The organism is Curtobacterium sp. MCLR17_039 (genome assembly GCF_003234745.1).
GTDB lineage: Bacteria > Actinomycetota > Actinomycetes > Actinomycetales > Microbacteriaceae > Curtobacterium > Curtobacterium flaccumfaciens.
Window position 1 is genome coordinate 72,541 of the sequence record NZ_QKTF01000012.1, and the last position, 24,548, is coordinate 97,088.

Genomic DNA, 24,548 nt, shown 5'->3' on the forward strand with positions numbered 1-24,548 from the left:
CGGCCGACCTGCCGCAGCCCGGAGCGGCGCTGCTGCGCGGGCTCGCGATCGGGGACCGCTCCGGCCTCGACCCGACGACCGAGGCGGCGATGGAGACCTCGGCGCTGACGCACCTGACGGCGGTGTCCGGGGCGAACTGCGCGGTGGTGGTCGGGCTCGTCGTGGTCCTCGGTCGAGCCTGTGGTCTGCCGAGAGGGCCCCGGGCCGCGGCGGCCGTCGGCGTACTCCTGGTGTTCGTCGTGCTCGTGCGCCCCGACCCGTCGATCGTCCGGGCCACGGTGATGGCGATCGTGGTGCTCGTCGTGCACCTGGCCGGTCGACCGGTGCGGGGCGTCCCGCTCATCGCCCTCGCCGCGGTCGGCATGCTCGTGGTCGACCCGTGGTTCGCGCGGTCGTTCGCGTTCGCCCTGTCCGTGCTCGCCACGAGCGGGATCGTGGTGCTCGGCCCGCCGCTCACCGAGCTCCTGGCACGTCGTGTGTGGCCGCCGGTCGCCGCCGCACTCGCGATCCCGGTCGCCGCGCAGGTGGCCTGCTGGCCGGTGACGATCCCGCTGTCGGCGGCGCTCCCGACCTACGCGGTGCCCGCGAACCTGCTGGCGGAGCCGTTCGCGCCGGTCGTCACGGTGATCGGGCTCGCCGCGTGTGGCCTCGCTCCGGTGTGGCCGGTCGGTGCGCAGGGACTCGCGGCCGTCGCGTGGGTCCCGGCCGCCGCAGTCGGGGGCATCGCGCACGGTGCGGCGGCCCTGCCCTACGCCTCGGCACCCTGGCCGGCCGGGGCGCTCGGTGTGGCCGCCGCGGTGCTGGTGTGCGGCTGCATCGCGGTCGCCGTGCTGGTCCGGGGGCGGCTCGGCTCCCGGTTGCTGCTCGCAGCAGGGGTGGTGGTGGTGGTCGGTGTCGCAGCCGTCACCGTCCCGGTGCTCGTCGTCCGGGGCTCGGTGCCGGGCGACTGGTCGGTCGCCGCGTGTGACGTCGGGCAGGGGGACGCCGTGCTGCTCCGTGGCGATGACGCCGTCGCGCTGGTGGACACCGGCGACGACGAAGAACGGCTCCGGGCGTGCCTGGAGCTGCTCGGGGTCACCCGCATCGACCTGCTCGTCCTGACGCACTTCGACCGCGACCACGTCGGCGCGGTGCACGCCGTGGCCGGCGCCGCGGAGACCGCCCTGGTCGGACCCGTGGGCCGTGCGTCGGACGAGCGGGTGGTCGACGACCTCCGGCGTGCCGGTGTCGACGTCCGGACGGCGGACGACCGCGTGTCCGGCACCCTCGGACCGCTCGCCTGGCGCGTGGTCTGGCCGCCGGGCGACGACCGTGCCGCCGGCAACGACGCGAGCATCGTGCTGGTCACGGGGCTGGCGGACGGAGACTCCTGTCCGGCGTGCCTGACCGGGGTCTTCCTCGGCGACCTGGGGGAGTCGTCGCAACGTCGGCTGCGCAACGCCGGTGGTCTGCCGGCAGGGCCGATCGACGTGGTGAAGGTGGCGCACCACGGCTCCGCGGACCAGGACCCGCAGCTCTACCGAGGGCTCGCCGCGCGGGTCGGACTCATCGGGGTCGGTGCGGACAACACCTACGGGCATCCGACGCCGTCCGCGCTCGGCATGCTCGAGGCTGCTGGCACGCTGCCGCTCCGCACCGACGAGCGCGGCACCGTGGTGCTCGCCCGCTCCGGCAGCGACGAGGTTCGGGTGTGGACGGAGCGCTCGTCGTCGGCGGCCGCCCGTAGGATCGTCGGTGCACCACTCGACCCGGCACCGTCCGGGCCGGCACCACCGGAAGGACCACATGGCCGCCAAGAAGCCCGCGCGCGCCGCAGCGAAGATCGACCAGGTGCCCTGGTCGGGGATCCGTCCGGCACCCGTCGTGCTCATCACCGGGCCCGAAGCGTTCCTCGCCGACCGCGCCCGCGGTGTGCTGAAGGACCTGCTGCAGGGCGAGGACCCCGCGCTCGAGGTGCACGACCTCGAAGCCGACCAGTACGCCCCCGGGCTCCTCGCGACCCTCGCCAGCCCTTCGCTGTTCGGCGAGCCGCGACTCGTGCAGGTCACGAACGTCGAGAAGTGCACCGACGCCTTCATCACCGAGACGATCTCGTACCTGCAGGCCCCCGCCGACGACGTCACCCTGGTGCTCCGGCACGGGGGTGGCGTGCGCGGCAAGAAGCTCCTCGACACGATCCGCAGCGGTGTCGGCGGCGGGGTCGAGGTGCTGTGCGACGAGCTCAAGCGCGAGACCGACCGCATCGACTTCGTGAACGCCGAGTTCCGCGCAGCACGACGCCGGATCGCACCCTCCGCCGTCCGGACCCTGGTGACCGCGTTCGCCGACGACCTCGCCGAACTCGCCGCCGCGTGCCGACAGCTCCTGGCGGACGAGGCCGAGGAGATCACCGACAAGGTCGTCGACAAGTACTACGGCGGTCGCGTCGAGACGAACGCGTTCAAGGTCGCCGACATCGCCCTCGCGGGTCGGTCGGCACCGGCGATCGTCGAGCTGCGGCACGCCCTGGCCACCGGCGAGGCACCCGTGCCGATCGTCGCCGCGTTCGCGAGCAAGATCCGCACGATGGCGAAGGTCAGCGCCTTCCGGGGTCCGAGCGGGCAGGCGGCCTCGGCGCTCGGCATGGCGCCGTGGCAGGTGCAGCGCGCGCAGCGTGACGTCGCCGGCTGGAGCGAGTCCGGGCTGGCGAACGCGATCATCAGCATCGCCGAGGCGGACACCGCGGTGAAGGGTGGCTCGCGCGACGCGCACTACGCGCTCGAGGTCATGGTCCGCACCATCGCCCGACGCGGCGAACCCCGCTGAGGCGAGTCGGGCCTCCCGGCCGTCCCTCGCGCCGGTCGGCCGGCGCTTCGTGAGCAGGAAGGGTCGGGTGTTCCATCACGACCCGACCCTTTCTGCTCACGAAGCGAACCAAACGCACCCCACGCCGCACGCACCGCGCACGCCGCACGCACCGCGCACGCCGCACGCACCCCGCACGCACGAAGGCCCCGCACCAACGGTGCGGGGCCTTCGGACCAGAAGGGTCAGGACGTCAGAGCGACGAGACCTTCTTCGCGATGGCCGACTTGCGGTTCGCGGCCTGGTTCTTGTGGATGACACCCTTGCTCACGGCCTTGTCGAGCTTCTTCGACGCGAGGGCCAGGGCGGCAACGGCCTTGTCCTTGTCACCGGCGGCGACGGCGTCGTTGGCACGACGGATGTGCGTCTTGAGCTCCGACTTGTAGGCCTTGTTGCGCTCGGTGGCCTTGAGGTTGGTCTTGATGCGCTTGATCTGCGACTTGATGTTCGCCATGAATTGCTCCTGCTCGTCTCGTACGGGTGGGCGCGACCGCAGGGTAGAGGGGCCCTTGGTCGCATCGCGTTCCACCCGTGGGCGGGGAACGCGGAAGCCAGCCACCAACACTACCAGGCAAGCGGGCTGCCACCAAAGCACGAAACACCGCCGGATCGGCACAAGCCCGCGGCCGACCGCGCCGAAACCCCACGGCAACACGCACCGGATACCGTGACGGACATGCCCTCCCTCGCACCGCGCATCGACACCGTGCCCGCCTCCGGCATCCGGAGGGTCTTCGAGCAGGCGGCCCTGCTGCAGTCGAGCGGCACGGACGTCACGATGCTCGTGATCGGCGAGCCGGACGTCCCGGTGGCGCCGCACATCGGCGAGGCGGCTCGTCGCGCCTGGACCGAGGACCGCACCGGGTACACACCGAACGGCGGGATCGCGCCGCTCCGCGAAGCCGTCCGCGACAAGCTCCGCCGTGAGAACCGGATCGAGGCCGACCTCGAGCAGATCTGGATGACGATCGGGGCGACGCAGGCGCTGTTCCAGGCGATGACGCTGACGCTGAGCCCGGGCGACGAGGTGCTCGTGCCGGACCCCGGCTACACGACCTTCACGATGAACGCCCACATCATCGGGGCGACCCCGGTGCCGTACCGGCTCGAGCCGCAGCACGGGTTCGAACCCGATCTGCAGGCCCTCGAGGCGAGCGTCACCGAACGCACGCGGGTGCTCATCGTCAACTCGCCGTCGAACCCGCTCGGCTCGGTCTTCGGCGAGGAGACCCTGCGTGCGCTCCTGGCCTTCGCGAAGCGGCACGACCTCTGGGTGATCAGCGACGAGGTCTACGAGTACTTCACCTACGGCACCCGGCACGTCAGCCTGGCGGCGCTCGACGAGGACGACCGTGTGTTCTCGGCGTTCTCGCTGAGCAAGACGTACGCGATGACCGGTGTCCGCGTGGGCTACCTCGTCACGCCGAAGGGACTCGGCGCGACGATGCGGACCACGCAGGAGGCCATGATCAGCTGCGTCGCCGAACCCGACCAGTACGCGGCCCTCGCGGCGATCGTGGGGGACCACTCCGCGGTGCGTGACGCTCGGGAGCACTACCGCGCGAACCTCGAGGTCGCGAAGGAGACGCTCGACGCCGCCGGCATCCGGTACCTCGACCCGCGCGGGGCGTTCTACCTGTGGATCGACATGTCGCACGCGTCCGACGGGGACATCGCCGAGTGGGCGCTCGGGTTCCTGCAGCGTGAGCGGGTCGCCGTCGCGCCGGGCAGCGCCTTCGGACGCACCGGCGAAGGGTGGATCCGCGTGTGCCTCGCAGCCACCGCAGACGACCTGCGGCGCGGCCTCGGTGCCCTGCCGGCTCCGGCGCACGCGACCGTCTGACCGGCGGCCGACGCCCGCCTCGTCGACCGCATCACCGCTTCGGAGGCGCGCCCCGCGTCCGTCACGCACGCGGCGGACGCGCGCCGTGCCTCCAGGGCGGGTGAAGCGTGGGAGACTGTTGCGACCGTCCGACCCACCTGAGGAACCGTGAGCCCACAAGCATCCGCTCCGCTGGAGCCCGCAGCGACCCCGGCCGACGCGATCCGCAACTTCTGCATCATCGCGCACATCGACCACGGCAAGTCGACGCTGGCCGACCGCATGCTGTCGATCACCGGCATCGTCGAGGACCGCGCGATGCGTGCGCAGTACCTCGACCGGATGGACATCGAGCGCGAGCGCGGCATCACGATCAAGTCGCAGGCCGTGCGCATGCCGTGGGAACTCGACGGTGAGACCTTCGCGCTGAACATGATCGACACCCCCGGGCACGTCGACTTCTCGTACGAGGTCTCGCGCTCCCTGGCCGCGTGCGAGGGCGCGATCCTGCTCGTCGACGCCGCCCAGGGCATCGAGGCGCAGACGCTCGCGAACCTGTACCTGGCGCTCGAGAACGACCTCGAGATCATCCCGGTCCTCAACAAGATCGATCTCCCGGCGGCCGAACCGGACAAGTACGCGGCCGAGCTCGCGCAGCTCATCGGTGGCAAGCCCGAGGACGTCCTCCGGGTGTCCGGCAAGACCGGCGTCGGGGTGCCGGAGCTCCTCGACCTGGTCGTCCGTCGCGTGCCGGCCCCCGTCGGCGACGCCGAGGCAGCGCCCCGCGCGATGATCTTCGACTCGGTCTACGACAGCTACCGCGGCGTCGTCACCTACGTCCGCATGATCGACGGCACCATCTCGCCCCGCGAGAAGGTCCAGATGATGTCGACCAGGTCGACGCACGAGATCCTGGAGATCGGGGTCTCGAGCCCGGAGCCGAAGCCCACGAAGGGGCTGTCCGTCGGCGAGGTCGGCTACCTGATCACCGGTGTGAAGGACGTCCGCCAGTCCAAGGTCGGCGACACCGTCACGAGCGCGCAGAAGCCCGCGACCCAGGCGCTGCCCGGCTACACGGACCCGAAGCCGATGGTGTTCTCGGGCCTGTACCCGATCGACGGCAGCGACTACCCGGTGCTCCGCGAAGCGCTCGACAAGCTCAAGCTCTCCGACGCCGCACTGGTCTACGAGCCGGAGACCTCGGTGGCGCTCGGCTTCGGGTTCCGCTGCGGGTTCCTCGGGCTGCTGCACCTCGAGATCATCACCGAGCGGCTGTCCCGCGAGTTCGGGCTCGACCTCATCACCACGGCCCCGAGCGTGATCTACGAGGTCACGACCGAGGACAACGCCGTGACCGAGGTCACGAACCCCTCGGAGTTCCCGACCGGGCGCATCGTCGAGGTCCGCGAGCCGATGGTCCGCGCCGCGATCCTGGCCCCGAAGGACTACGTCGGCGCGATCATGGAGCTCTGCCAGCAGCGCCGCGGCTCCCTGCTCGGCATGGAGTACCTCGGCGAGGACCGCGTCGAGATCCGCTACGAGATGCCCCTCGGCGAGATCGTCTTCGACTTCTTCGACCAGCTGAAGAGCAAGACCCAGGGCTACGCGTCGCTCGACTACGAGCCCACCGGCGACCAGGCCGCCGACCTCGTCAAGGTCGACATCCTGCTGCAGGGTGACCAGGTCGACGCCTTCAGCGCGATCGTGCACCGCGACAAGGCGTACGCCTACGGCACGCTCATGACCGAGCGGCTGCGCAAGCTCATCCCGCGCCAGCAGTTCGAGGTGCCGATCCAGGCTGCCATCGGCGCCCGCATCATCGCCCGCGAGAGCATCCGCGCGATGCGCAAGGACGTCCTGGCGAAGTGCTACGGCGGTGACATCACCCGCAAGCGCAAGCTCCTCGAGAAGCAGAAGGAGGGCAAGAAGCGCATGAAGACCATCGGTCGGGTCGAGGTCCCGCAGGAAGCCTTCATCGCGGCGCTCTCCGGCGACGTCGAAGAGAAGAAGAAGTAGCGCGTAGCGCGTTTCGCGCTGAGCGACAGCTCACGCACTGCGACCGCCGAGATCTGTCGGTGAGCGCGAAAGCTCGGCGCGGGTCAGCCGGTCCGGCGGGCGCGCGCCCGCAGGGTGGCCAGGCAGAGGGCCGGGAGGCTCGCAGCGGCCAGTCCCGCCAGTGCGGTCCGCAGGATGGCCCAGTGGGCAGCCGCGTCGAAGTCGGTCTGCTCGCCGGAGGCCACCCCGGCGACCACGGCGCCGACGACCATCGCGAGCGTCACGACCGCGAGGACCAGCGGCAGCCGACGGCCGCGCTGACGCCGCACCGCCGACACCAGTGCTGCACCGAACAGCAGCACCCCGGCGCCGGCGCAGCTCGCCCCGACGGCGGCGATGACGTTCGCGGTGTCGAAGCCGTTCCACGCCTCGGGAGCGAGCGCGACGGTGGCGTACCGGGCGGGTGACGCCGCGGCCGACGTGGTCACGTCCACCAGCACCCGGGCGGTCGCCGCCACGCCGAACGCGACGAGCGCGAGCGCGGCGAGGACGGCGGTCCGGCGGTCGACGGACCGCGGACGGACGGGGGTGGGGCGGGGCACCTGCTGACGATAGCCCCGGGGCGGGCGGTTGTCGGGCCTCCAGTTCGGGGTGCACGGCGGCGGGCCCATCCGACGGAGGTGAGCGTGGATCGGTTCGATCCGGGGCGGCCCGCCCAAGTAACATGGCGGCATGAGCATCCGCGGGAGCTACCGGACCGCCCTGACGTACGGCGCGGTGGGGGCGACCCAGGCGTCGGACCTCATGACCTACCCGCCGGACGGCTTCACGCCGGCCGAGTCGCGCGCGCGGATCGGACACGGCGACCAGCGGTTCGAGACCGCCGTCGTGCAGGCGCTCACGTGGCAGATCCAGGAGCGCAGCGGTGTCCGTGTGCGCGTCGAGGAGCAGCCCGACGACGACGAGGTCCGGTACAACCCGGTCACCTTCGACGACGACGGTGTGCCGATCGCCCCGGCGTCCATCGGCACGCCCCGGGTCGAGAAGTTCGCACCCGACGGCACCCCGCTGCTGACGGCGGGCACCAGCGCGACGCTGACGATCCACGCGTTCGGGCAGACCGTGCTGGCACCGGTGCGCGTCGTGTCGATCATCGACGAGCACGACCGCAAGGGGTTCGCCTACGGCACGCTCGAGGGGCACCCGCTCTCCGGTGAGGAGTCGTTCGTCGTCGAGCGCACCCCGGACGGCTCGGTGTGGCTGCAGGTCCGGCAGTTCTCGCAGCCGGCGAGCCGGAAGTGGCGCTTCGTCGCGCCGTTCGTGCGGCGGCAGCAGAAGGTCATGGCGGAGAAGTACCTGGCGGCGCTGCGGGGCGACTAGGCGTCTGGTCGCGGTCTCGCGGTCCCGCGGTCTCGCGGTCGCGCCCGCGGTCTCGCGACCCCGCTCGCTCCTGCTCCTCAGCGGAGCGGCGGGAGTGCGGCGATCGCATCCTCGATGAGGGCGGCGTCCTGCTGGCAGTCGCGTGCGACCGTCACGGCGTTCGTGTGCCGCAACGCGTCCACGTCGTAGACACCCGTCGCCACGGCCAGGAAGGGGATGCCCGCGGCGTCCGCGGCCTCACCGTCGCGCGGGGTGTCGCCGACGATGACCGCCCGGGTGCCGACCAGCTCGGCGGCGGCGCGCAGGGTGACCCCGGCCCGCTCGACCTCGGTGTCGCCGAAGTACGAGTGCTCCCAGTCGAAGACGTCGGCGTCGAACCCGGCGCCGGTGAGCTTCACCCGGGCGCGGTACTCGGAGTTGCCGGTGAGCAGGCCGTTGCGCCACCCGAGTTCGGCGAAGCGGGTCAGGAGCGCCTTCGCCCCGGGGACGGGGCTGCGGTGGTCGCCGGAGGCGTGCCGTTCGGCGGTCAGGTCGTGCAGGTGCCGGCTGACCGTGGGGATCAGGGTGTCCTCGAACGCGTGGGCGTGCACGTGTTCGGCGATGAGCCCGGCGTCGGTCCGGCCGTGCTGGTGCCCGACCCGCAGGGTGAGGTCGCGGCCCACCGCCCGCTCGAGGGCGAGGTGGTAGAGGTTGCCCGGGGACGACGCGTTCATCACGAGGGTGCCGTCGATGTCCCACAGGACCGTGGTGGGGACGGGATGGTGCTCCATGGCTCCATCATGACGGAGAATGGAGCCCATGCCGAGTGCTCTCCCGATCGCCGATCCAGCACCAGCGGACGGCCTGATCACCCCGTGGGCGGCAGCGGGCTCCGCTGCCGGGCCGGGGGCTGGTCCCACCGCCGGTGACGTGCCCTTCGGCGTGTACGTGCACGTGCCGTTCTGCCGCGTGCGCTGTGGCTACTGCGACTTCAACACCTACACGGCGTCGGAGCTCCGCGGCGTCCGTCGCGACGACTACGCCGGGCACGCCGTGCGCGAGATCGAGTGGGCCGCGACCGTGCTCGACCGTTCCGGTGTGCCGCGGCGGCCGGTGTCGACCGTCTTCTTCGGCGGCGGCACACCGACCATGCTCCCGGCGTCCGACCTGGCGATGATCCTCCGTGCGATCGACGACACCTGGGGCATCCTGCCCGGGGCCGAGGTCACCACCGAGGCGAACCCGGACTCCGTCGACGCGGCGTCGCTCGAGACGCTGCGGGCGGGCGGCTTCAACCGGATCAGCTACGGCATGCAGTCCGCCGTGCCGCACGTGCTCGCCACGCTCGACCGCACGCACGACCCGCTCCGGGTCCCCGTCGTCGTCGACCTCGCGAAGCAGCAGGGCCTCGACGTCTCGCTCGACCTCATCTACTCGACGCCGGGGGAGTCCCTCGCCGACTGGCGGACCTCGCTCGACGCCGCGATCGCCTGCGAGCCCGACCACGTGTCGGCGTACTCGCTCATCGTCGAGGACGGCACTGCGATGGGCCGCATGGTCGCCCGCGGCGAGCTCCCCGCCCCCGATGACGACCTGGCCGCCGACATGTACGAGCTCGCCGACCAGGTGCTCGGCGACGCCGGCTACTCCTGGTACGAGGTGTCGAACTGGGCGCGCGGCGACGCGCACGCGAGTCGCCACAACCTGTCCTACTGGAAGGGCCACGACTGGTGGGGCGTCGGCCCCGGCGCACACTCCGCCGTCGCCGGCACGCGCTGGTGGAACGTCAAGCACCCGGCCGCGTACGCGAACCGGGTGCTGTCGGGGGAGTCGCCGGCCGCCGGCCGCGAGACCATCGACGACGAGACGCGGTACGTCGAGCGCCTGCTGCTGGCGGCGCGGGTCCGCGGGGAGCTCGCGACGAGCGAGATCCGCCAGGAGGCCCGTGGCCGGGTCGCCGGCCTCATCGCACGCGGACTCGTGGACGGGTCGGCCGCGGTGCGGGGACGGATCGACCTGACCCTGCAGGGTCGCCTGCTCGCCGACGCGGTGGTGCGGGAGCTGCTCGACTGAGGGGCCGGCTCACCGCCCGCTGCGCAGTGCTTGCCGCTTACTGCTTGATGAACTCGATCGAGAGCGGGTAGCGGTAGAACTGGCCCTGGTTCGCGGCGATCGCGGCCATGATGCTGAAGATCAGCGACACGATGCCCGCTGCCAGCACGATCAGGACCCCGACGCCGAACACCGACGTGAGCGAACCGACCACGTAGGCGATGCCCATCGTGATGTGGAAGTTCAGCGCGACGCGGGTGTGCTCGCGGACGAAGCCGCCGCGGTCGCGGAGGACCAGGTAAGCGACCAACGGTGCGATGAAGTTGAAGAAGATGCCGCCGATGTGCGTCAGCGTGGCCCACAGGCGCTGGTCCTCCGGGCTCATCGGCCGGGGCGGGGTGTAGCCGGCGGGGTACTGCGGTCCGCCGGGGTACTGCGGTCCGCCGGGCTGCTGGGGGCCACCGGGGCCGTGGCCGTACTGGCCGCCGGGCTGCTCGGGTCCGGGGCCGTCGGGCTGCTGTCCGTAGGTCATGGCGGAAGCGTATCGGCCGACCGCCCGGAAGTCCCGGGCCGTCAGCGGTCGGGCGTAGGATCAGCAGTCGACACGTCCGAGTGCCAGGTCGATCGGGAAAGGAGGCGCTCGTGGTCAGTGAACGCAGCCTCGAGGTCCTCAAGGCCATCGTGCGCGACTACGTGGCGTCGCGTGAACCCGTCGGTTCGAAGACCATCGTCGAGCGGCACGCCTTCGGGGTCAGCGCCGCGACGATCCGCAACGACATGGCCCTGCTCGAGGATGAGCAGCTGATCGCTGCGCCGCACACCTCGTCCGGGCGCGTGCCGACCGACAAGGGGTACCGCGTCTTCGTGGACCACCTGGCGGGTGCTCGTCCGCTCTCCAGCGCGCAGCGCCACGCCATCGAGACCTTCCTCGGCGCCCCGAACGACCTCGACGAGGTCCTCGGGCGCACCGTTCGGCTGCTCAGCCAGCTCACCAACCAGGTCGCCCTGGTGCAGTACCCCTCGATGGTGCGCGCCCGGGTGCAGCACGTCGAGCTCGTCCGGCTCGGTGACGCCCGGTTGATGGTGGTGCTCATCACCGACACCGCCCGCGTCGAACAGCGCGTGGTCGAGACCGACGTCCCGCTCGACGAAGACTCGCTGGGTGAACTCCGCACCGTGGTGAACGGCGCGACTGTGGGGCTCCTGCTGCAGGACGTCCCGACCGCGCTCCGAGCCGTGCCGCAGCAGCTCCGCCCCGACGCCCAGACGCTCGGCGGGGTCGTCGTCGCCACGCTCATCGAGCAGGTCGCGGCGAACCGGCAGGACCGCCTGCTGATGGCCGGTGCGGCCAACCTGGCGAAGAGCGAGCAGGACTTCTCCGGCGGGCTCTTCCCGGTGCTCGAAGCGATCGAGGAACAAGTCACCCTGCTCCGGTTGTTCGGGGAGATGCAGGTGGACGACATCGCGGTGGCGGCCAGCATCGGCGTCGAGAACGCCGAGTACGGGCTCGACGCCACGAGCATCGTCGCCGGCGGCTACCTGGCCGGTGGCGAGGTGGCCCGCCTGGGCGTCCTCGGACCGACCCGCATGGACTACGGCACGAACATGGCGGCCGTCCGCGCCGTCGCCCGCTACCTGTCCAAGCTCCTGGGCGAACACTGACCAACCGACCGAACCCAACCGACTGAGGGATACGTGGCAGACCACTACGACGTCCTCGGCGTCCAGCGAGACGCCTCCGATGCCGACATCAAGAAGGCCTACCGCCGCCTGGCGCGTGAGCTCCACCCGGACGTGAACCCGGCACCCGACGCCGCCGAGCGCTTCAAGGACGTGACGCACGCGTACGACGTGCTGAGCGATCCCGAGCAGCGGCGCCGGTACGACGCCGGGCCCCAGGCCGACAGCCCCTTCGGTGGTGGCGCCGGTGGCTTCAGCGACATCTTCGACGCCTTCTTCGGTGGCGGCGGTGGCGGCGGCCGTGGGTCGGGCCCGCGCAGCCGTGCCGAGCGCGGCCAGGACGCCCTGCTCCGCATCGAGGTCGACCTCGACGAGGTCGTCTTCGGCACCCACAAGGACGTCGAGGTCGACACGGCGGTGCTGTGCGAGACCTGCCACGGCTCCTGCTGCGCACCGGGCACCAGCCCGCGCACGTGCGACATCTGCGGCGGTTCCGGGCACATCCAGCGCCAGGTCCGTTCGCTCCTGGGCAACGTGGTGACGAGCGCCCCGTGCGGCACGTGCCGCGGCTACGGCACCGTCATCCCGAGCCCCTGCCCGACCTGCCAGGGTCAGGGCCGCGTCCGCGCGCGGCGCACCGTGCCGGTGGACGTCCCCGCCGGCGTCGACTCCGGACTCCGCCTGCAGATGCCCGGCCAGGGCGAGGTCGGTCCGGCCGGCGGCCCGTCCGGCGACCTGTACCTCGAGATCCGCGTGCGCCACGACGACGTCTTCAGCCGCGACGGCGACGACCTGCTCGCGACGCTCGAGGTCGGCATGACCGACGCCGTCCTCGGCACGACCACCACGATCGACGGTCTCGACGGTCCGGTCGAGCTCGAGATCCGTCCCGGTGTGCAGAGCGCCGACGTCCTCGTCATCAAGGACCGCGGCATCACGAAGCTGCGCGGGAACGGCCGCGGTGACCTGCGCGTCGGCGTGCAGGTCGTCACGCCGACCAAGCTGTCCCACAAGGAACGGCAGCTGGTCGAGCAGCTCGCGAAGTCGCACAAGACCACCGCGCCGCAGCTCGCCCGGTTCCAGCAGGGCATGTTCGGCAAGCTCCGCGACCGGTTCTTCAACCACTGATGGCGTCGCTGTACCTCGTCGACTCGCTGGACGGCGTCGCCGTCGGTGACCCGGTGTCGCTCGACGGCGCAGAGGGCCGGCACGCGGTCTCCGTCGCGCGCGTCCGGGTCGGCGAGGTCCTGCGGATCGCCGACGGCCGGGGCACCGTGGTCTCCGGTCCGGTGACGGCACTCGGCAAGGACACGCTGGAGCTCGCGGTCGAGACCGTCGAGCACCAGGACGCACCGCGCCCGTCGCTGACACTCGTGCAGGCCCTGGCCAAGGGCGGTCGCGACGAGATGGCCGTGCAGGCGGCGACCGAGATCGGCGTCGACCGGGTGGTGCCGTGGTCGGCCGCGCGCAGCGTCTCCCGGTGGGACGGCGCGAAGGTCGAGAAGGGCCGTGCCCGATGGGCCGCGATCGCGCACGAGGCCGCGAAGCAGGCGATCCGTCCGCGCGTGCCCGTCGTCGCGCCGCTGGTGACGACCGGACAGATCATGTCCGCGCTCGGGGACGGGTCCACCCTCGTCCTGCTCGACCCGACCGCGACCGTGCGGCTCGCCACCTGGGAGCCCCCGACGGACGCCGAGGACATCGCCCTCGTCGTCGGCCCCGAAGGAGGCATCGACGGCGCGGAGCTCGACCGGCTCGAGGCCGCGGGCGCCGTGCGGGTCCGACTCGGCGACAGCGTGCTCCGCACGTCCACCGCCGGACCGGCGGCACTCGCTGTCCTGCAGGCGCGACTGGGTCGCTGGTGAGCCGGACCACGCCGTCGGGCGCGTCCTACGATGGACCCATGAGCAGCAGCACGCCCAGCGTCTTCTCCAAGATCATCGCGCGCGAGATCCCGGCGACCATCGTCGCCGAGGACGACCGTGTGATCGCGATCGAGGACATCGCCCCGAAGGCTCCCGTCCACGTGCTCGTCGTCCCCAAGACCGAGCAGTACGCGAACGTCGGCGAACTCGCAGCGGGCGACCCCGACCTGCTGGCCCACGTCGTCGCCACCGCGCAGCGCATCGCCGACGAGCGCGCCGACGGCCAGTTCCGACTCGTCTTCAACACCGGCGAAGCCGCCGGTCAGACCGTGTTCCACGTGCACGCGCACGTACTCGCAGGTGAACTGCAGGAAGGCACCCTTGCCGGTTAACGAACCAGTACAGCCCACCGCCGCCGACGACGAGCCCGTCTCGGTCTCGCTCCAGGTCGACGGCATCGCCATGGTGCAGCTGCTCGGTCCCCAGGACCGTCTGCTCAAGACCGTCGAGCGCCAGTACCCGGGCGTCCGGGTCGTCGTCCGTGGCAACGAGGTCACGCTGACCGGGCCCGAGCGCGACGTCGCACGCGCGAAGGCGCTCGTCGACGAGCTCGTCGGCATGGTCAGGCGCGGGCAGGAGATCGGCCCGTCCGACATCCCGATGTCCGCACGCATCCTCGACGACGACCGCAAGCCGTCCGACACCTTCGGCACCCCGATCGTGTCGAGCCGCGGCAAGTCCGTCCGCCCGAAGACGGACGGGCAGCGCGCCTACGTCGACGCCATCGACGAGCACACCATCACGTTCGGCATCGGTCCGGCCGGTACCGGCAAGACGTACCTGGCGATGGCCAAGGCCGTGCAGGCGCTGCAGCGGCGCGAGGTCAACCGGATCATCCTCACCCGTCCCGCGGTCGAGGCCGGCGAGCGGCTCGGCTTCTTGCCGGGCACGCTCACCGACAAGATCGACCCGTACCTGCGCCCGCTGTACGACGCCCTCAACGAGATGATGGACCCGGAGCTGGTCCCGAAGCTCCTGGCGGCCGGCACCGTCGAGGTCGCCCCGCTGGCATACATGCGTGGCCGGACCCTCAACGACTCCTTCGTGGTGCTCGACGAGGCGCAGAACACCACGCCCGAGCAGATGAAGATGTTCCTGACCCGGCTCGGGTTCGGTTCGAAGATGGTCATCACGGGTGACATCACCCAGGTCGACCTGCCGGGCAACGTCTCCGGTCTCCGGCTCGTGACGCGCATCCTCGACCAGGTCGAGGACATCCACTTCGCCCGTCTCGGCAGCGAGGACGTGGTCCGCCACACCCTCGTCGGCCGGATCGTCGACGCGTACACGGTCTACGACGAGGAGCGCCTCGCCGAGCAGGCCGGGCAGCGCCCAGGTGGCCGCGGCACCGCCCCGGTCGGCAACCCCGACGGAGCGAACCGCGCCGAACGCCGTGGGCGCCCGCCGCGGGACCGCGCACGACCCCCGTACCCCCAGAACGACGCCCGAGGAGGCACCCGGTGAGCATCGAGCTCAACAACGAGTCCGGCGTCGAGGTGGACGAGGCTGCGATCCAGCGGCTCGCCGCGTTCGCCCTGGACGCGATGCACGTCCACGCCGATGCCGAGCTCGCGATCGTGCTGGTCGACGAGGGCGCGATGGAGCAGCTGCACGTCCGGTGGATGGACGAGCCCGGACCGACGGACGTCCTGAGCTTCCCGATGGACGAACTGCGCCCCGGCACCGAGGATGACCCCACGCCGGCCGGGCTGCTGGGCGACATCGTGCTCTGCCCGCAGGTGGCCGAGGAGCAGGCGAAGACCGCCGGGCACTCGAGCACCGACGAGATGCTGCTGCTCACCTGCCACGGCATCCTGCACCTGCTCGGCTTCGACCACGCCGAGCCCGACGAGAAGGCCGAGATGTTCGGCATCCAGGGCGAGATCCTGACCGCCTTCGCCGCCCAGCACCGAGGGCGGTAGCCGGTGGTCGTCGTCGCCGGACTCCTCGCGGTGGCGCTGGGGCTCGTCGTGCTCGGCGGGCTCCTCGCCGCGAGCGATGCCGCGCTCTCGGTGGTCTCCCGTGCCGACCTCGAGGAGATCGCCAGGGGCAACAAGCGCCGCCGCGCCATCGAGGCGATCGCTGACGACGTCGGGGCGCACGTCAACGCGCTGAACTTCTTCCGGGTCCTCGCCGAGACCGCGGCTGCGGTGCTCGTGACGATCGCCCTCGTGCGCGCCTTCGACAGCTGGTGGATCGCCCTCGTCGTCTCCGCCGCGATCATGACCGCGGTGTCGTTCGTGCTGGTCGGGTCGAGCCCGCGCAGCGTCGGACGCGCCCACGCCGAGCGGCTGATCGGTGCGACCGGCGGCATCGTCCGTGGTGTCCGCATCGTGCTCGGTCCGCTGGCCGGGCTGCTCGTCCGGATCGGTGACCGCGTCACCCCCGGCCGCGGCCGGAGTGCCTCCACCGTGTCGAGCGAGGAGCAGCTGCTCTCGCTCGTCGACGAGGCCACCGAGAGCAACGTGCTCGAGGACGAGGACCGTGAGCTCATCCACTCGGTGTTCGAGTTCAGCGACACCCTGGTGCGCGAGGTCATGGTGCCACGCACGGACATGCTCACCGTCGACGGTGCGGAGACGCTGGCCGCGGCCATGGAGCAGTTCCTGGCCGCCGGGGTGTCCCGGATGCCGGTGACGGGCAAGGACAGCGACGACGTGCGGGGGGTGCTCTACCTGCGCGACGTCGCGCGGTCGCTGTACGAACGGCCGGCGTCCCGCAGCGAGCGGGTCAGCCGGCTGCTGCGGCCCGCCGAGTTCGTGCCGGAGTCGAAGCACGCCGACGACACCCTGCGGCACATGCAGGTCGCCAAGAACCACCTGGTGCTGGTGGTCGACGAGTACGGCGGTGTCGCCGGGCTGGTGACCATGGAGGACCTGATCGAAGAGCTCGTCGGCGACATCTCCGACGAGTACGACCGCGCCGTCGTCGACCGGACCGAGGTCGAACCGGGCACCTGGCGGATCTCCGCTCGACTGCCGATCGACGAGCTCGGCGACCTGTTCGGCATCGAGCTCGACGACGACGACGTCGACACCGCCGGTGGCCTGCTCACCAAGGAGCTCGGACACCTCGCCGTCTCCGGCGACACCGTCACCGTGTCCGGGGTCGTCCTGACCGCCGACCGGGTGGAGGGCAAGCGCCGCCACCTCATCACCGTGCTCGCCGAGCGCACCCACGCCCTGGCCGACGTCGAGGACGCCTTCGACGACGCCGAACCCACCACGACGGGAACCACGCACGCATGACCGACCCCGACACCACCCAGGCCGGCTCGGAGAAGCCCTACCGCGCGGGCTTCGTCTCGTTCGTCGGCCGTCCGAACGTCGGCAAGTCGACGCTGACCAACGCCCTGGTGGGCGAGAAGGTCGCCATCACCTCGTCGAAGCCGCAGACCACCAGGCGCGCCATCCGCGGGATCGTGCACCGGCCCGACGGCCAGGTGATCATCGTCGACACCCCGGGCGTGCACCGTCCGCGCACCCTGCTCGGCGAGCGGCTCAACGACCTCGTGCAGTCCACGCTCGGCGACGTCGACGTGATCGGGTTCTGCGTGCCGGCGAACGAGCCCGTCGGTCCCGGCGACCGGTTCATCAACGACACGCTCGACCAGTACCCGCGCGCCAAGAAGATCGCGATCGTCACGAAGATCGACAGCACCTCCAAGGACCGCGTCGGTGAGCAGCTGCTGGCCGTCTCGAAGCTCCGCGACTGGGACGCCGTGGTGCCGACCTCGGGCACCAGGGGCATGCAGCTCGAAGACCTGCTCGGCGTGATCACCGCCCTGCTCCCCGAGTCGCCGCAGCTGTACGACTCGAGCGCGGTGACCGAGGAGACCGACGAGGAGCGCATCGGCGAGCTCATCCGCGAGGCCGCGCTCGAGGGTGTCCGTGACGAGCTGCCGCACTCGCTGGCCGTGGTCATCGAGGACATCGTCGAGCCCGACGCGGACGACGACGCCGACGGCCCCCTGCGCATCTTCGCGAACCTGTTCGTCGAGCGGGACAGCCAGAAGGCGATCGTCATCGGACACAAGGGCGAGCGCCTGAAGGACGTCGGTTCCCGGGCCCGCGTCGAGATCGAGTCGCTGCTCGGCGGCCGGCACGTCTACCTGAACATCCGCGTGAAGGTGGCCAAGGAGTGGCAGCGTGACCCGAAGCAGCTCGGACGCCTCGGCTTCTGACCGTCGGCCGCTCGCACCCCGGGTCATCCGGGCGAGGGACGCGGGGACGAGCGACCCGCCGTACCGTGGACGGGTGTTCCGTCCCATGCTGCGCGCGCAGGTCATCACCGACCTGCTGATCGCCGTGCTGCTCGGCGGCCTCGTGCTGGTCGCCAGCGGGCGCGGGCTCGACGGGCCGCTGTCCGTGGTCACCGTCGTCGGGATGACCGGCGCCCTGGCCATCCGGCGTCTGTCACCCGGGCTCGCCCTGGCCGTGGCGTGGGTGTTCGCGGTCTTCGAGATGGCCACCCTGCAGGTGCCGGACGTGTCGAACGCCTTCATCGCCGGCGTCATGTACACGACGAGTGCCTACGGCAGCCGCCGTGTGCGGCTGGCCGGGCTTGTGTCGGCGATCCTCGGGTCCGTGGCGGCGGCGGCGTACATGGGCTTCGACGACTACCAGAACCGCCTCACCTACGAGACCATCTCGACGTCGGTGCCGGAGTCGCTGCAGGTCACCCTGTCGTTCTTCGCCGTCGTCCTGCTCCTGCTGCTGCTCCCGTGGCTCGCCGGACTCGTCGTCCGGACCCGTCGCTCGGCGAGCATGAGTCGCGAGGCCCAGCTGCTTGCCGAGCGTGACGCCGCGCGGGCCGATCGGGCCGTCGCGGTCGAGCAGGAGCGCGTGCGGATCGCCCGCGACATGCACGACATCGTCGCGCACTCGCTCGCGGTCGTCATCGCGCAGTCTGACGGTGCCCGGTACGCCCTGAAGGCCGACCCCGCGGTGGCCGACCAGGCCCTCAGCACCATCTCGGCCACGGCCCGCCGAGCCCTCGGCGACGTGCGCGAGCTCCTCGGCGCGCTCCGGCACGAGCAGGGGACCGCGCCGACGCCCGAGATCGACGACATCGACCGGCTCGTCGACGAGATGCGGCAGCTCGGGCTCGACGTACGGGTGGAACGCGAGGGCGACCCCGCCGGGCTGCCCACCACCACACAGCTCGCCGTCTACCGGATCGTGCAGGAGAGCCTGACGAACGCGTACAAGCACGGTGAGCCCGGCAGCCCGGTGCGTGCCGCCCTGACCTACCGGCCGGACACGGTCGAGATCGCCGTCGTGAACCGACGCGCGGACGACGGGGTCCGCGGCCCCGGCACGGGCCACGGCCTGGTCGGCATGCGCGAGCGCGCCGTCATGACCGGCGGCACCATGACCGCCGGGGCCCGAGGGGACGACTTCGCGGTCGCCGTCCGGATGCCGACCGTCCCGGCCAGCGGGCAGATGCCCCGCGGCCGGATCACCCCGACCGAGCAGGAGCGCACCGCCCGATGACCACGATCCCGACCGACGAGCACTCGATCCGTGTCGCCCTCGTCGACGACCAGGCGCTGTTCCGCACCGGCATCCGGATGCTCATCGACTCACAGCCCGACCTGCGGTTCGTCGGCGAGGCGGGCGACGGTGCCGAGGGGGTCGAACTCGTCCGACGGACCCGTCCCGACGTGGTGCTGATGGACGTCCGGATGCCCGTGATGGACGGCATCACGGCGACCGGTCACATCGTCGAGCAGTCCGGCACCGACGGTGCGAAGGTCCTCGTGCTGACCACGTTCGACTTCGACGAGGCCGCCGCCAAGGCCATCCGCGCCGGTGCGAGCGGCTTCGTGCTCAAGGACGCCGACCCCGAGTTCCTGCTCGCGGCGGTCCGGACCGTGCACGCCGGCACCGCGGTGTTCGCCGCGTCGGCCACGCGGGAGCTCCTGCGGCGGTACGACGACTCGGTCGGACGCGCCGCCGCCGTCCCCGCGGCGTTCGCCGACCTCACGCCGCGTGAGCGCGAGATCTTCGACCTGGCCGCCCGGGGGTTCAGCAACAGCGAGATCGCCCAGCACGAGTACGTCAGCGAGGCGACCGTGAAGACGCACATCTCGCGGGTCCTGACGAAGCTCGAGCTCCGGGACCGGGTGCGCCTCGTCGTCTTCGCCCACGAACACGGGCTCGTCACCAAGGCCGACTGATGCCGGGTCATCCGCGGGGATGACCCCTCCACAGGCAACCGAGCCGAGCGGACGATCCACAGGAGCCGAGCGGGCGACGCGGGACGGGACCCCTGACCGCCATGGTGGATGCATGACCACGAGCCACGCCCCGATCATCCGCCTCGACCACGTGTCCAAGCACTACGGCGACGACGCCCGACGTGTGACCGCGCTCGACGACGTCAGCGTCGACATCGGCGCAGGGGAGTTCACCGCGGTGATGGGCCCGTCCGGGTCCGGCAAGTCGACGCTCATGCACGTCGCGGCCGGCCTCGATGCCGTGTCCGCCGGCCGGATCCAGATCGACGGCGTCGACATCACGGCCCTGGGCGACAAGGACCTCACCGAGCTGCGTCGTCGTCGGCTGGGCTTCGTGTTCCAGTCGTTCAACCTCGTCCCGACGCTCGACGTCAGCGAGAACATCCGACTGCCGTTCCTGCTCGGCGGGCACAGGCCCTCGCACGAGGAGACCGCCTGGATCGACCGGCTGGTCGAGATGCTCGGGCTCGGCAACCGGCTGACGCACCGGCCGCACCAGCTCTCCGGCGGGCAACAGCAGCGCGTCGCCATCGCACGGGCGCTCGCTTCGCGGCCGGCGGTGGTCGTCGCCGACGAACCGACCGGCGCGCTCGACTCCCGCACGGGGCGCGACGTGCTCGCGATCCTCCGCGGCGCCGTCCAGGAATGGGGCCAGAGCGTCGTCATGGTCACGCACGACCCGGTGGCGGCCGCGAACGCCGATCGCATCCTGTTCCTGGCCGACGGCCGGATCGTCGCCGACCGCCCCGCGATGGACGCCGGCGCGATCTCCACGACGATGCTCGGGATGGAGGCAGCAGCGTGAACGGCATCCGATCCTTCGCCCCCACCGTCCTGGTGGCCGCACTCGGCACCACGTTCGGTTCCGCCCTCGTCATCGCACCGGGGATCGTGACCGAGGCGCTCCGAGCCGCCGGGGTCGCCGACCTCGGACCGATCAAGGCGATCCTGTCGGTGGTCGGGTGGCTGTTCCTCGGCATCGCGCTCTACGTCGGCGCGATCGTCACCGCGAACACCTGCGCCACCCTGATCGCCGGGCAGACCCGGATCATCGCGCTGCAGCGGCTCGTCGGTGCGACCGGGGCGACCCTCCGTGCGCGGATCACCCGCACCGGCCTGGTCGTCGGTGTGCTCGGCGGGGTCGTCGGCGCCGTCGTGGGCACCGCGCTCTCGGCCCTGTTCGTGGTCGTCCTGCGGGGCAACGGGGTCCTGCCCGACGCCGAGTACACGTACGTCCCGTGGGAGCTGGTCCTGCCGGTCGTGGCCGTCGTCCTCGCCACCTGGGGTGCCTTCGCTGCCGGGTCGCGCCGCGTGCTCACCGTCACACCGCTCGAAGCCCTGTCGTCGTCCGTCGAGCCGAGCCACGACGACGTCCGGTCCGGTACGGCCCGCAAGGTCTGGGCGATCGTGCTCATGGCCGGCGGCGCGGTGCTGATGCTGCTCGGGCTCGCGGTGAGCTCGCTGTCCCCGGTCGCGGTCCTGCCGGCGGCGCTCGGCGGGTTCGTGTCCTTCGCGGGGGTCGCCGTGGGGGCGACGGTCGTGATGCCACCCGTGCTGCAGCTCATCGGTCGCATCGGCTCGCACGACCCCGTCGTCCTCCTCGCCGGACGGAACGCGATGCGGGCGCCGGGGCGGTCCTCGCGGGCGACCATCGGGCTCGTCATCGGTGTCACCCTGCTCGTCACCTTCGCGGTGGCGCTCGGCATCATGCAGCACGTGCTCGAGACCGAGATGCGCGCCATGAGCGCGGGGAGCGCCACCCCCGAGATGATCGAGGCGCAGCGGGACCTCTTCGTGCAGATCAACGCCGTCGTCAGCGTGATCGTCGGCTTCTCCGCCGTGATCGCCGCCGTCGGGGTCGTGAACGCCCTGGCGCTCGGGGTGCTCCTGCGTCGGCGCGAACTCGGGCTGCTGCGGGTGCTCGGCCTGACCGGTGCGCAGGTCCGACGGATGATCGTGACCGAGGCCGTGCAGATGGTCGTCGCGGCCGTCGTCTCGGGGCTTGCACTCGGCACGCTGTACGGCTGGGTCGGCGGGCAGACGCTGCTCGGCTCGCTCGGGACGCCCGTGGCACCGGTGCTGCCGCCGCTGACCATCGGCATCGTGGTGATCGGCGCGCTGGTCCTGGCGGTCGTCGCCACCATCGCCCCGGTGCGGCGCGCGATGCGCGTCCCGCCGACCGAGGCGCTCGCAGTCGACTGACCCGTCGCCCTGGTCGCACCACGCGACGACACGGGAGGCCCGGTGCCAGCTTGCACCGGGCCTCCCGTCCATCGTGTGGTCGCGCCGACGTGCCCTGCCCGGCTCCGCCACGCCGCTCACGTCCGCCGAGGTGTCACGAACCGTCGTCTGGACGCCGCCCGGGCGACAGACCGTGACCGCTCGGCGACCGGCCCACGGCAGGTCTCGACCACTCGGCACCTCACCCGGCACCTCCCCGGCACCCACCCGGCACCCACTCGGCGCCCCGTTCGACGGCACCGGGCGGTCCCGCGTCACACGCTTGCGCCAGGCTGGTACACCGGTGCTACCGTGGGTCCCGATGTACTCGGCACTCCTCCTCCTTCGCTGCCGCGACGAGGCCTGACACTCCGGCCCACCTCGTCGCGGAGTCCGTCGTGGCCGCACCACAACAGCTCACGAACACGCGACGAAAGCGAAGAACGATGCAGAACACCCAGCAGCCCTCCGGGATGCCGATCCACAAGTACGTCCCGTTCCACGAGCAGATCAGCGTCGACCTGCCGGACCGCACCTGGCCCACGAAGCGCATCGACAAGGCGCCGCGCTGGTGTGCCGTCGACCTGCGTGACGGCAACCAGGCCCTCATCGACCCGATGGACGCCGAGCGCAAGCGGGCGATGTTCGACCTCCTCGTCCGGATGGGCTACAAGGAGATCGAGGTCGGGTTCCCGAGCGCCTCGCAGACCGACTTCGACTTCGTCCGGTCGCTGATCGACGAGGGCGCGATCCCGGACGACGTCACGATCCAGGTGCTGACCCAGGCGCGCGAGCACCTCATCCAGCGCACCTACGAGGCGATCGATGGCGCGAAGCAGGCCATCGTCCACCTGTACAACTCGACGAGCATCGTGCAGCGCGAGGTCGTCTTCCGCACCGACGTGCAGGGCGTGGTGGACATCGCGGTCACCGGCGCGAAGCTCTGCAAGGCCGCCGAGGCGACGCTGCAGCACGACACGACGATCTACTACGAGTACTCGCCGGAGTCCTACACGGGCACCGAACTCGAGGTCGCACTGGAGATCTGCAACGCCGTCCTCGAGGTCTTCGAACCGACGCCCGAGCGCAAGGTCATCATCAACCTGCCCGCCACCGTCGAGATGGCCACGCCGAACGTCTACGCCGACTCGATCGAGTGGATGTCCCGCCGCCTCGCCCACCGCGAGGACGTCATCCTGTCGCTGCACCCGCACAACGACCGCGGCACCGCGGTCGCGGCCGCCGAGCTCGGCTACATGGCCGGCGCCGACCGCATCGAGGGCTGCCTGTTCGGCAACGGTGAGCGCACCGGCAACGTGGACCTGGTCGCCCTCGGGATGAACCTGTTCACGCAGGGCATCGACCCGGAGATCTCGTTCGCCGACATCGACCAGGTGAAGCGCACCGTCGAGTACTGCAACCAGCTGCCGGTGCCCGAGCGCCAGCCGTGGGCGGGCGACCTCGTGTACACGGCGTTCAGCGGCTCGCACCAGGATGCCATCAACAAGGGCTTCGAGGCGATGAAGGCCAAGGCCGCCGCCGCGGGCAAGGACATCGACGAGATCGAGTGGGCGGTGCCGTACCTGCCCGTCGACCCGAAGGACATCGGCCGGTCGTACGAGGCCGTCATCCGCGTCAACTCGCAGTCCGGCAAGGGCGGTGTGGCGTACCTGCTCAAGACCGACCACGCCCTCGACCTGCCCCGCAAGCTGCAGATCGAGTTCTCCGGCGTCGTGCAGCGGCACACCGACACCGAGGGTGGCGAGTTCTCGTCGCAGCGCATCTGGGACGTGTTCCAGGACGAGTACCTGCCCGCGTCGATCGACGACGAGAAGTGGGGCCGGTACGAGCTCACCAAGACGGCGACGTCGAGCGACTTCGAGGGCACGACCTCGCTGTCCGTGGCACTCCGGGTCGACGAGGGCGCGGTCACGGCCGAGGCCGTCGGCACCGGTCCCATCGACGCGTTCCTGAAGGTGCTCGCCGAGCAGGGCGTCCAGGTCACGCTGTACGACTACTCGGAGCACACGATGAGCGCCTCCGGTGACGCGAAGGCCGCGTCCTACGTCGAGCTCGACGTCGACGGCGTGCGCCTGTGGGGCGTCGGCATCGACGCCGACATCTCGACGGCGTCGCTCAAGGCGATCGTGTCCGCGGTGAACCGCGCGGTGCGTGCGGGTGCCGCGGCCGGCGCGCCGGAGCTCGTCTCGGCCTGAGACGCAACCAGGCCTGGAGGCGCGGTGCGGGTCCGTCCCGCACTGCGCCTCCCGTCTGTGCCCGGTCTTTCCCCCTTCACGCGCGATGGCAGGTCGAATCGGGCGTACCTGGTCGATTCTTCCGACCAGGTACGCCCGATTCCACTCGGTACCCCCGGGCCTCGGCCCGCAGCACACGCGGCTGTCGGCGGGGC

General features: G+C 71.4%; 22 protein-coding genes and 1 pseudogene. 19 read left to right on the forward strand and 4 right to left on the reverse strand.

Annotation, left to right across the window (positions count from 1 at the left end; genetic code table 11):
• Window positions 1-89 precede the first annotated feature (89 nt).
• A pseudogene (locus DEJ00_RS18950) lies at window positions 90-1,115 on the forward strand (ComEC/Rec2 family competence protein); the annotation flags it as partial.
• Between the two features lie 670 nt (window positions 1,116-1,785).
• Window positions 1,786-2,805, forward strand: a complete 1,020-nt coding sequence (holA, locus tag DEJ00_RS13965; RefSeq protein WP_027465301.1) for a DNA polymerase III subunit delta — start codon at window positions 1,786-1,788, stop codon at window positions 2,803-2,805.
• 232 nt (window positions 2,806-3,037) lie between these two features.
• Here holA and rpsT read toward each other — a convergent pair whose 3' ends face one another.
• Window positions 3,038-3,298 (reverse strand): 30S ribosomal protein S20, encoded by a 261-nt coding sequence (gene rpsT / locus DEJ00_RS13970; RefSeq protein WP_017886662.1) that lies wholly within the window; start codon window positions 3,296-3,298, stop codon window positions 3,038-3,040.
• Window positions 3,299-3,520: 222 nt separating this feature from the next.
• Between rpsT and DEJ00_RS13975 the strand changes: the two genes are divergently transcribed.
• Together DEJ00_RS13975 and lepA are read left to right on the forward strand one after the other, a co-directional pair.
• A complete protein-coding gene (locus DEJ00_RS13975; RefSeq protein ID WP_027465302.1) occupies window positions 3,521-4,687 on the forward strand; it encodes a pyridoxal phosphate-dependent aminotransferase in 1,167 nt (388 codons plus the stop codon).
• Window positions 4,688-4,834: 147 nt separating this feature from the next.
• Window positions 4,835-6,682: a translation elongation factor 4 gene (gene lepA, locus DEJ00_RS13980; RefSeq protein WP_111057766.1), complete on the forward strand. Its 1,848-nt coding sequence runs from the start codon at window positions 4,835-4,837 to the stop codon at window positions 6,680-6,682.
• Window positions 6,683-6,765: 83 nt separating this feature from the next.
• Here the strand turns inward: lepA and DEJ00_RS13985 are convergent, their stop codons facing one another.
• Complete coding sequence (locus tag DEJ00_RS13985) at window positions 6,766-7,263, reverse strand: hypothetical protein (RefSeq protein WP_111057767.1); 498 nt, start codon at window positions 7,261-7,263, stop codon at window positions 6,766-6,768.
• A 130-nt stretch (window positions 7,264-7,393) separates the two neighbouring features.
• Between DEJ00_RS13985 and DEJ00_RS13990 the strand changes: the two genes are divergently transcribed.
• On the forward strand, window positions 7,394-8,041 hold the full coding sequence (locus DEJ00_RS13990; protein ID WP_035808235.1) for a DUF1990 family protein: 648 nt from the start codon (window positions 7,394-7,396) through the stop codon (window positions 8,039-8,041).
• A 77-nt stretch (window positions 8,042-8,118) separates the two neighbouring features.
• Here the strand turns inward: DEJ00_RS13990 and DEJ00_RS13995 are convergent, their stop codons facing one another.
• On the reverse strand, window positions 8,119-8,811 hold the full coding sequence (locus DEJ00_RS13995; protein WP_051596685.1) for an HAD family hydrolase: 693 nt from the start codon (window positions 8,809-8,811) through the stop codon (window positions 8,119-8,121).
• A gap of 28 nt (window positions 8,812-8,839) precedes the next feature.
• Between DEJ00_RS13995 and hemW the strand changes: the two genes are divergently transcribed.
• Window positions 8,840-10,093 (forward strand): radical SAM family heme chaperone HemW, encoded by a 1,254-nt coding sequence (hemW, locus tag DEJ00_RS14000; protein WP_027465306.1) that lies wholly within the window; start codon window positions 8,840-8,842, stop codon window positions 10,091-10,093.
• Window positions 10,094-10,130: 37 nt separating this feature from the next.
• On the opposite strand, the gene DEJ00_RS14005 is transcribed toward hemW, so the two are convergent.
• Entirely contained in the window at window positions 10,131-10,604 is a 474-nt protein-coding gene (locus DEJ00_RS14005) for a DUF4870 domain-containing protein (protein ID WP_083404419.1), read from the reverse strand.
• A 110-nt stretch (window positions 10,605-10,714) separates the two neighbouring features.
• Here DEJ00_RS14005 and hrcA point away from each other — a divergent pair, with 110 nt between their 5' ends.
• The 13 genes from hrcA (at window position 10,715) to leuA (ending at window position 24,354) form a co-directional block, all read left to right on the forward strand.
• Entirely contained in the window at window positions 10,715-11,734 is a 1,020-nt protein-coding gene (gene hrcA, locus DEJ00_RS14010; RefSeq protein ID WP_027465308.1) for a heat-inducible transcriptional repressor HrcA, read from the forward strand.
• Window positions 11,735-11,767: 33 nt separating this feature from the next.
• Window positions 11,768-12,880, forward strand: a complete 1,113-nt coding sequence (gene dnaJ / locus DEJ00_RS14015) for a molecular chaperone DnaJ (protein WP_017886671.1) — start codon at window positions 11,768-11,770, stop codon at window positions 12,878-12,880.
• Window positions 12,880-13,617: a 16S rRNA (uracil(1498)-N(3))-methyltransferase gene (locus DEJ00_RS14020; protein WP_111057768.1), complete on the forward strand. Its 738-nt coding sequence runs from the start codon at window positions 12,880-12,882 to the stop codon at window positions 13,615-13,617. The genes dnaJ and DEJ00_RS14020 overlap by 1 nt, the downstream gene beginning before the upstream one ends.
• 38 nt (window positions 13,618-13,655) lie before the next feature.
• On the forward strand, window positions 13,656-14,009 hold the full coding sequence (locus tag DEJ00_RS14025) for a histidine triad nucleotide-binding protein (protein WP_027465310.1): 354 nt from the start codon (window positions 13,656-13,658) through the stop codon (window positions 14,007-14,009).
• The gene (locus DEJ00_RS14030; protein WP_111057769.1) at window positions 13,999-15,141 is read left to right on the forward strand and encodes a PhoH family protein; all 1,143 of its coding nucleotides are present in this window, start codon (window positions 13,999-14,001) and stop codon (window positions 15,139-15,141) included. Before DEJ00_RS14025 ends, DEJ00_RS14030 begins: the two co-directional genes overlap by 11 nt.
• Complete coding sequence (gene ybeY, locus DEJ00_RS14035) at window positions 15,138-15,599, forward strand: rRNA maturation RNase YbeY (protein WP_017886675.1); 462 nt, start codon at window positions 15,138-15,140, stop codon at window positions 15,597-15,599. Before DEJ00_RS14030 ends, ybeY begins: the two co-directional genes overlap by 4 nt.
• Window positions 15,600-15,602: 3 nt before the next feature.
• On the forward strand, window positions 15,603-16,925 hold the full coding sequence (locus tag DEJ00_RS14040; RefSeq protein ID WP_111057770.1) for a hemolysin family protein: 1,323 nt from the start codon (window positions 15,603-15,605) through the stop codon (window positions 16,923-16,925).
• A complete protein-coding gene (gene era, locus DEJ00_RS14045; protein ID WP_027465313.1) occupies window positions 16,922-17,860 on the forward strand; it encodes a GTPase Era in 939 nt (312 codons plus the stop codon). The genes DEJ00_RS14040 and era overlap by 4 nt, the downstream gene beginning before the upstream one ends.
• A gap of 73 nt (window positions 17,861-17,933) precedes the next feature.
• The gene (locus DEJ00_RS14050) at window positions 17,934-19,172 is read left to right on the forward strand and encodes a sensor histidine kinase (RefSeq protein WP_220038879.1); all 1,239 of its coding nucleotides are present in this window, start codon (window positions 17,934-17,936) and stop codon (window positions 19,170-19,172) included.
• The gene (locus DEJ00_RS14055) at window positions 19,169-19,858 is read left to right on the forward strand and encodes a response regulator transcription factor (RefSeq protein ID WP_035808237.1); all 690 of its coding nucleotides are present in this window, start codon (window positions 19,169-19,171) and stop codon (window positions 19,856-19,858) included. Before DEJ00_RS14050 ends, DEJ00_RS14055 begins: the two co-directional genes overlap by 4 nt.
• Before the next feature lie 112 nt (window positions 19,859-19,970).
• Window positions 19,971-20,723 carry an ABC transporter ATP-binding protein gene (locus DEJ00_RS14060; RefSeq protein WP_071248103.1) on the forward strand — a complete coding sequence of 251 codons (753 nt, stop codon included), beginning with the start codon at window positions 19,971-19,973 and terminating at the stop codon, window positions 20,721-20,723.
• Complete coding sequence (locus DEJ00_RS14065) at window positions 20,720-22,120, forward strand: ABC transporter permease (RefSeq protein ID WP_111057771.1); 1,401 nt, start codon at window positions 20,720-20,722, stop codon at window positions 22,118-22,120. The genes DEJ00_RS14060 and DEJ00_RS14065 overlap by 4 nt, the downstream gene beginning before the upstream one ends.
• A 464-nt stretch (window positions 22,121-22,584) precedes the next feature.
• Complete coding sequence (gene leuA, locus DEJ00_RS14070; RefSeq protein WP_110860436.1) at window positions 22,585-24,354, forward strand: 2-isopropylmalate synthase; 1,770 nt, start codon at window positions 22,585-22,587, stop codon at window positions 24,352-24,354.
• Window positions 24,355-24,548: the final 194 nt, after the last annotated feature.

Bases quoted from the DNA above. Each gene is read 5' to 3' on its own strand.
- holA (WP_027465301.1), top strand. From the start codon at position 1,786: ATGGCCGCCAAGAAGCCCGCGCGCGCCGCAGCGAAGATCGACCAGGTG.
- rpsT (WP_017886662.1), bottom strand. From the start codon at position 3,298: ATGGCGAACATCAAGTCGCAGATCAAGCGCATCAAGACCAACCTCAAG.
- DEJ00_RS13975 (WP_027465302.1), top strand. From the start codon at position 3,521: ATGCCCTCCCTCGCACCGCGCATCGACACCGTGCCCGCCTCCGGCATC.
- DEJ00_RS13990 (WP_035808235.1), top strand. From the start codon at position 7,394: ATGAGCATCCGCGGGAGCTACCGGACCGCCCTGACGTACGGCGCGGTG.
- DEJ00_RS13995 (WP_051596685.1), bottom strand. From the start codon at position 8,811: ATGGAGCACCATCCCGTCCCCACCACGGTCCTGTGGGACATCGACGGC.
- hemW (WP_027465306.1), top strand. From the start codon at position 8,840: ATGCCGAGTGCTCTCCCGATCGCCGATCCAGCACCAGCGGACGGCCTG.
- DEJ00_RS14005 (WP_083404419.1), bottom strand. From the start codon at position 10,604: ATGACCTACGGACAGCAGCCCGACGGCCCCGGACCCGAGCAGCCCGGC.
- DEJ00_RS14020 (WP_111057768.1), top strand. From the start codon at position 12,880: ATGGCGTCGCTGTACCTCGTCGACTCGCTGGACGGCGTCGCCGTCGGT.
- DEJ00_RS14025 (WP_027465310.1), top strand. From the start codon at position 13,656: ATGAGCAGCAGCACGCCCAGCGTCTTCTCCAAGATCATCGCGCGCGAG.
- era (WP_027465313.1), top strand. From the start codon at position 16,922: ATGACCGACCCCGACACCACCCAGGCCGGCTCGGAGAAGCCCTACCGC.
- DEJ00_RS14055 (WP_035808237.1), top strand. From the start codon at position 19,169: ATGACCACGATCCCGACCGACGAGCACTCGATCCGTGTCGCCCTCGTC.
- DEJ00_RS14060 (WP_071248103.1), top strand. From the start codon at position 19,971: ATGACCACGAGCCACGCCCCGATCATCCGCCTCGACCACGTGTCCAAG.
- leuA (WP_110860436.1), top strand. From the start codon at position 22,585: ATGCAGAACACCCAGCAGCCCTCCGGGATGCCGATCCACAAGTACGTC.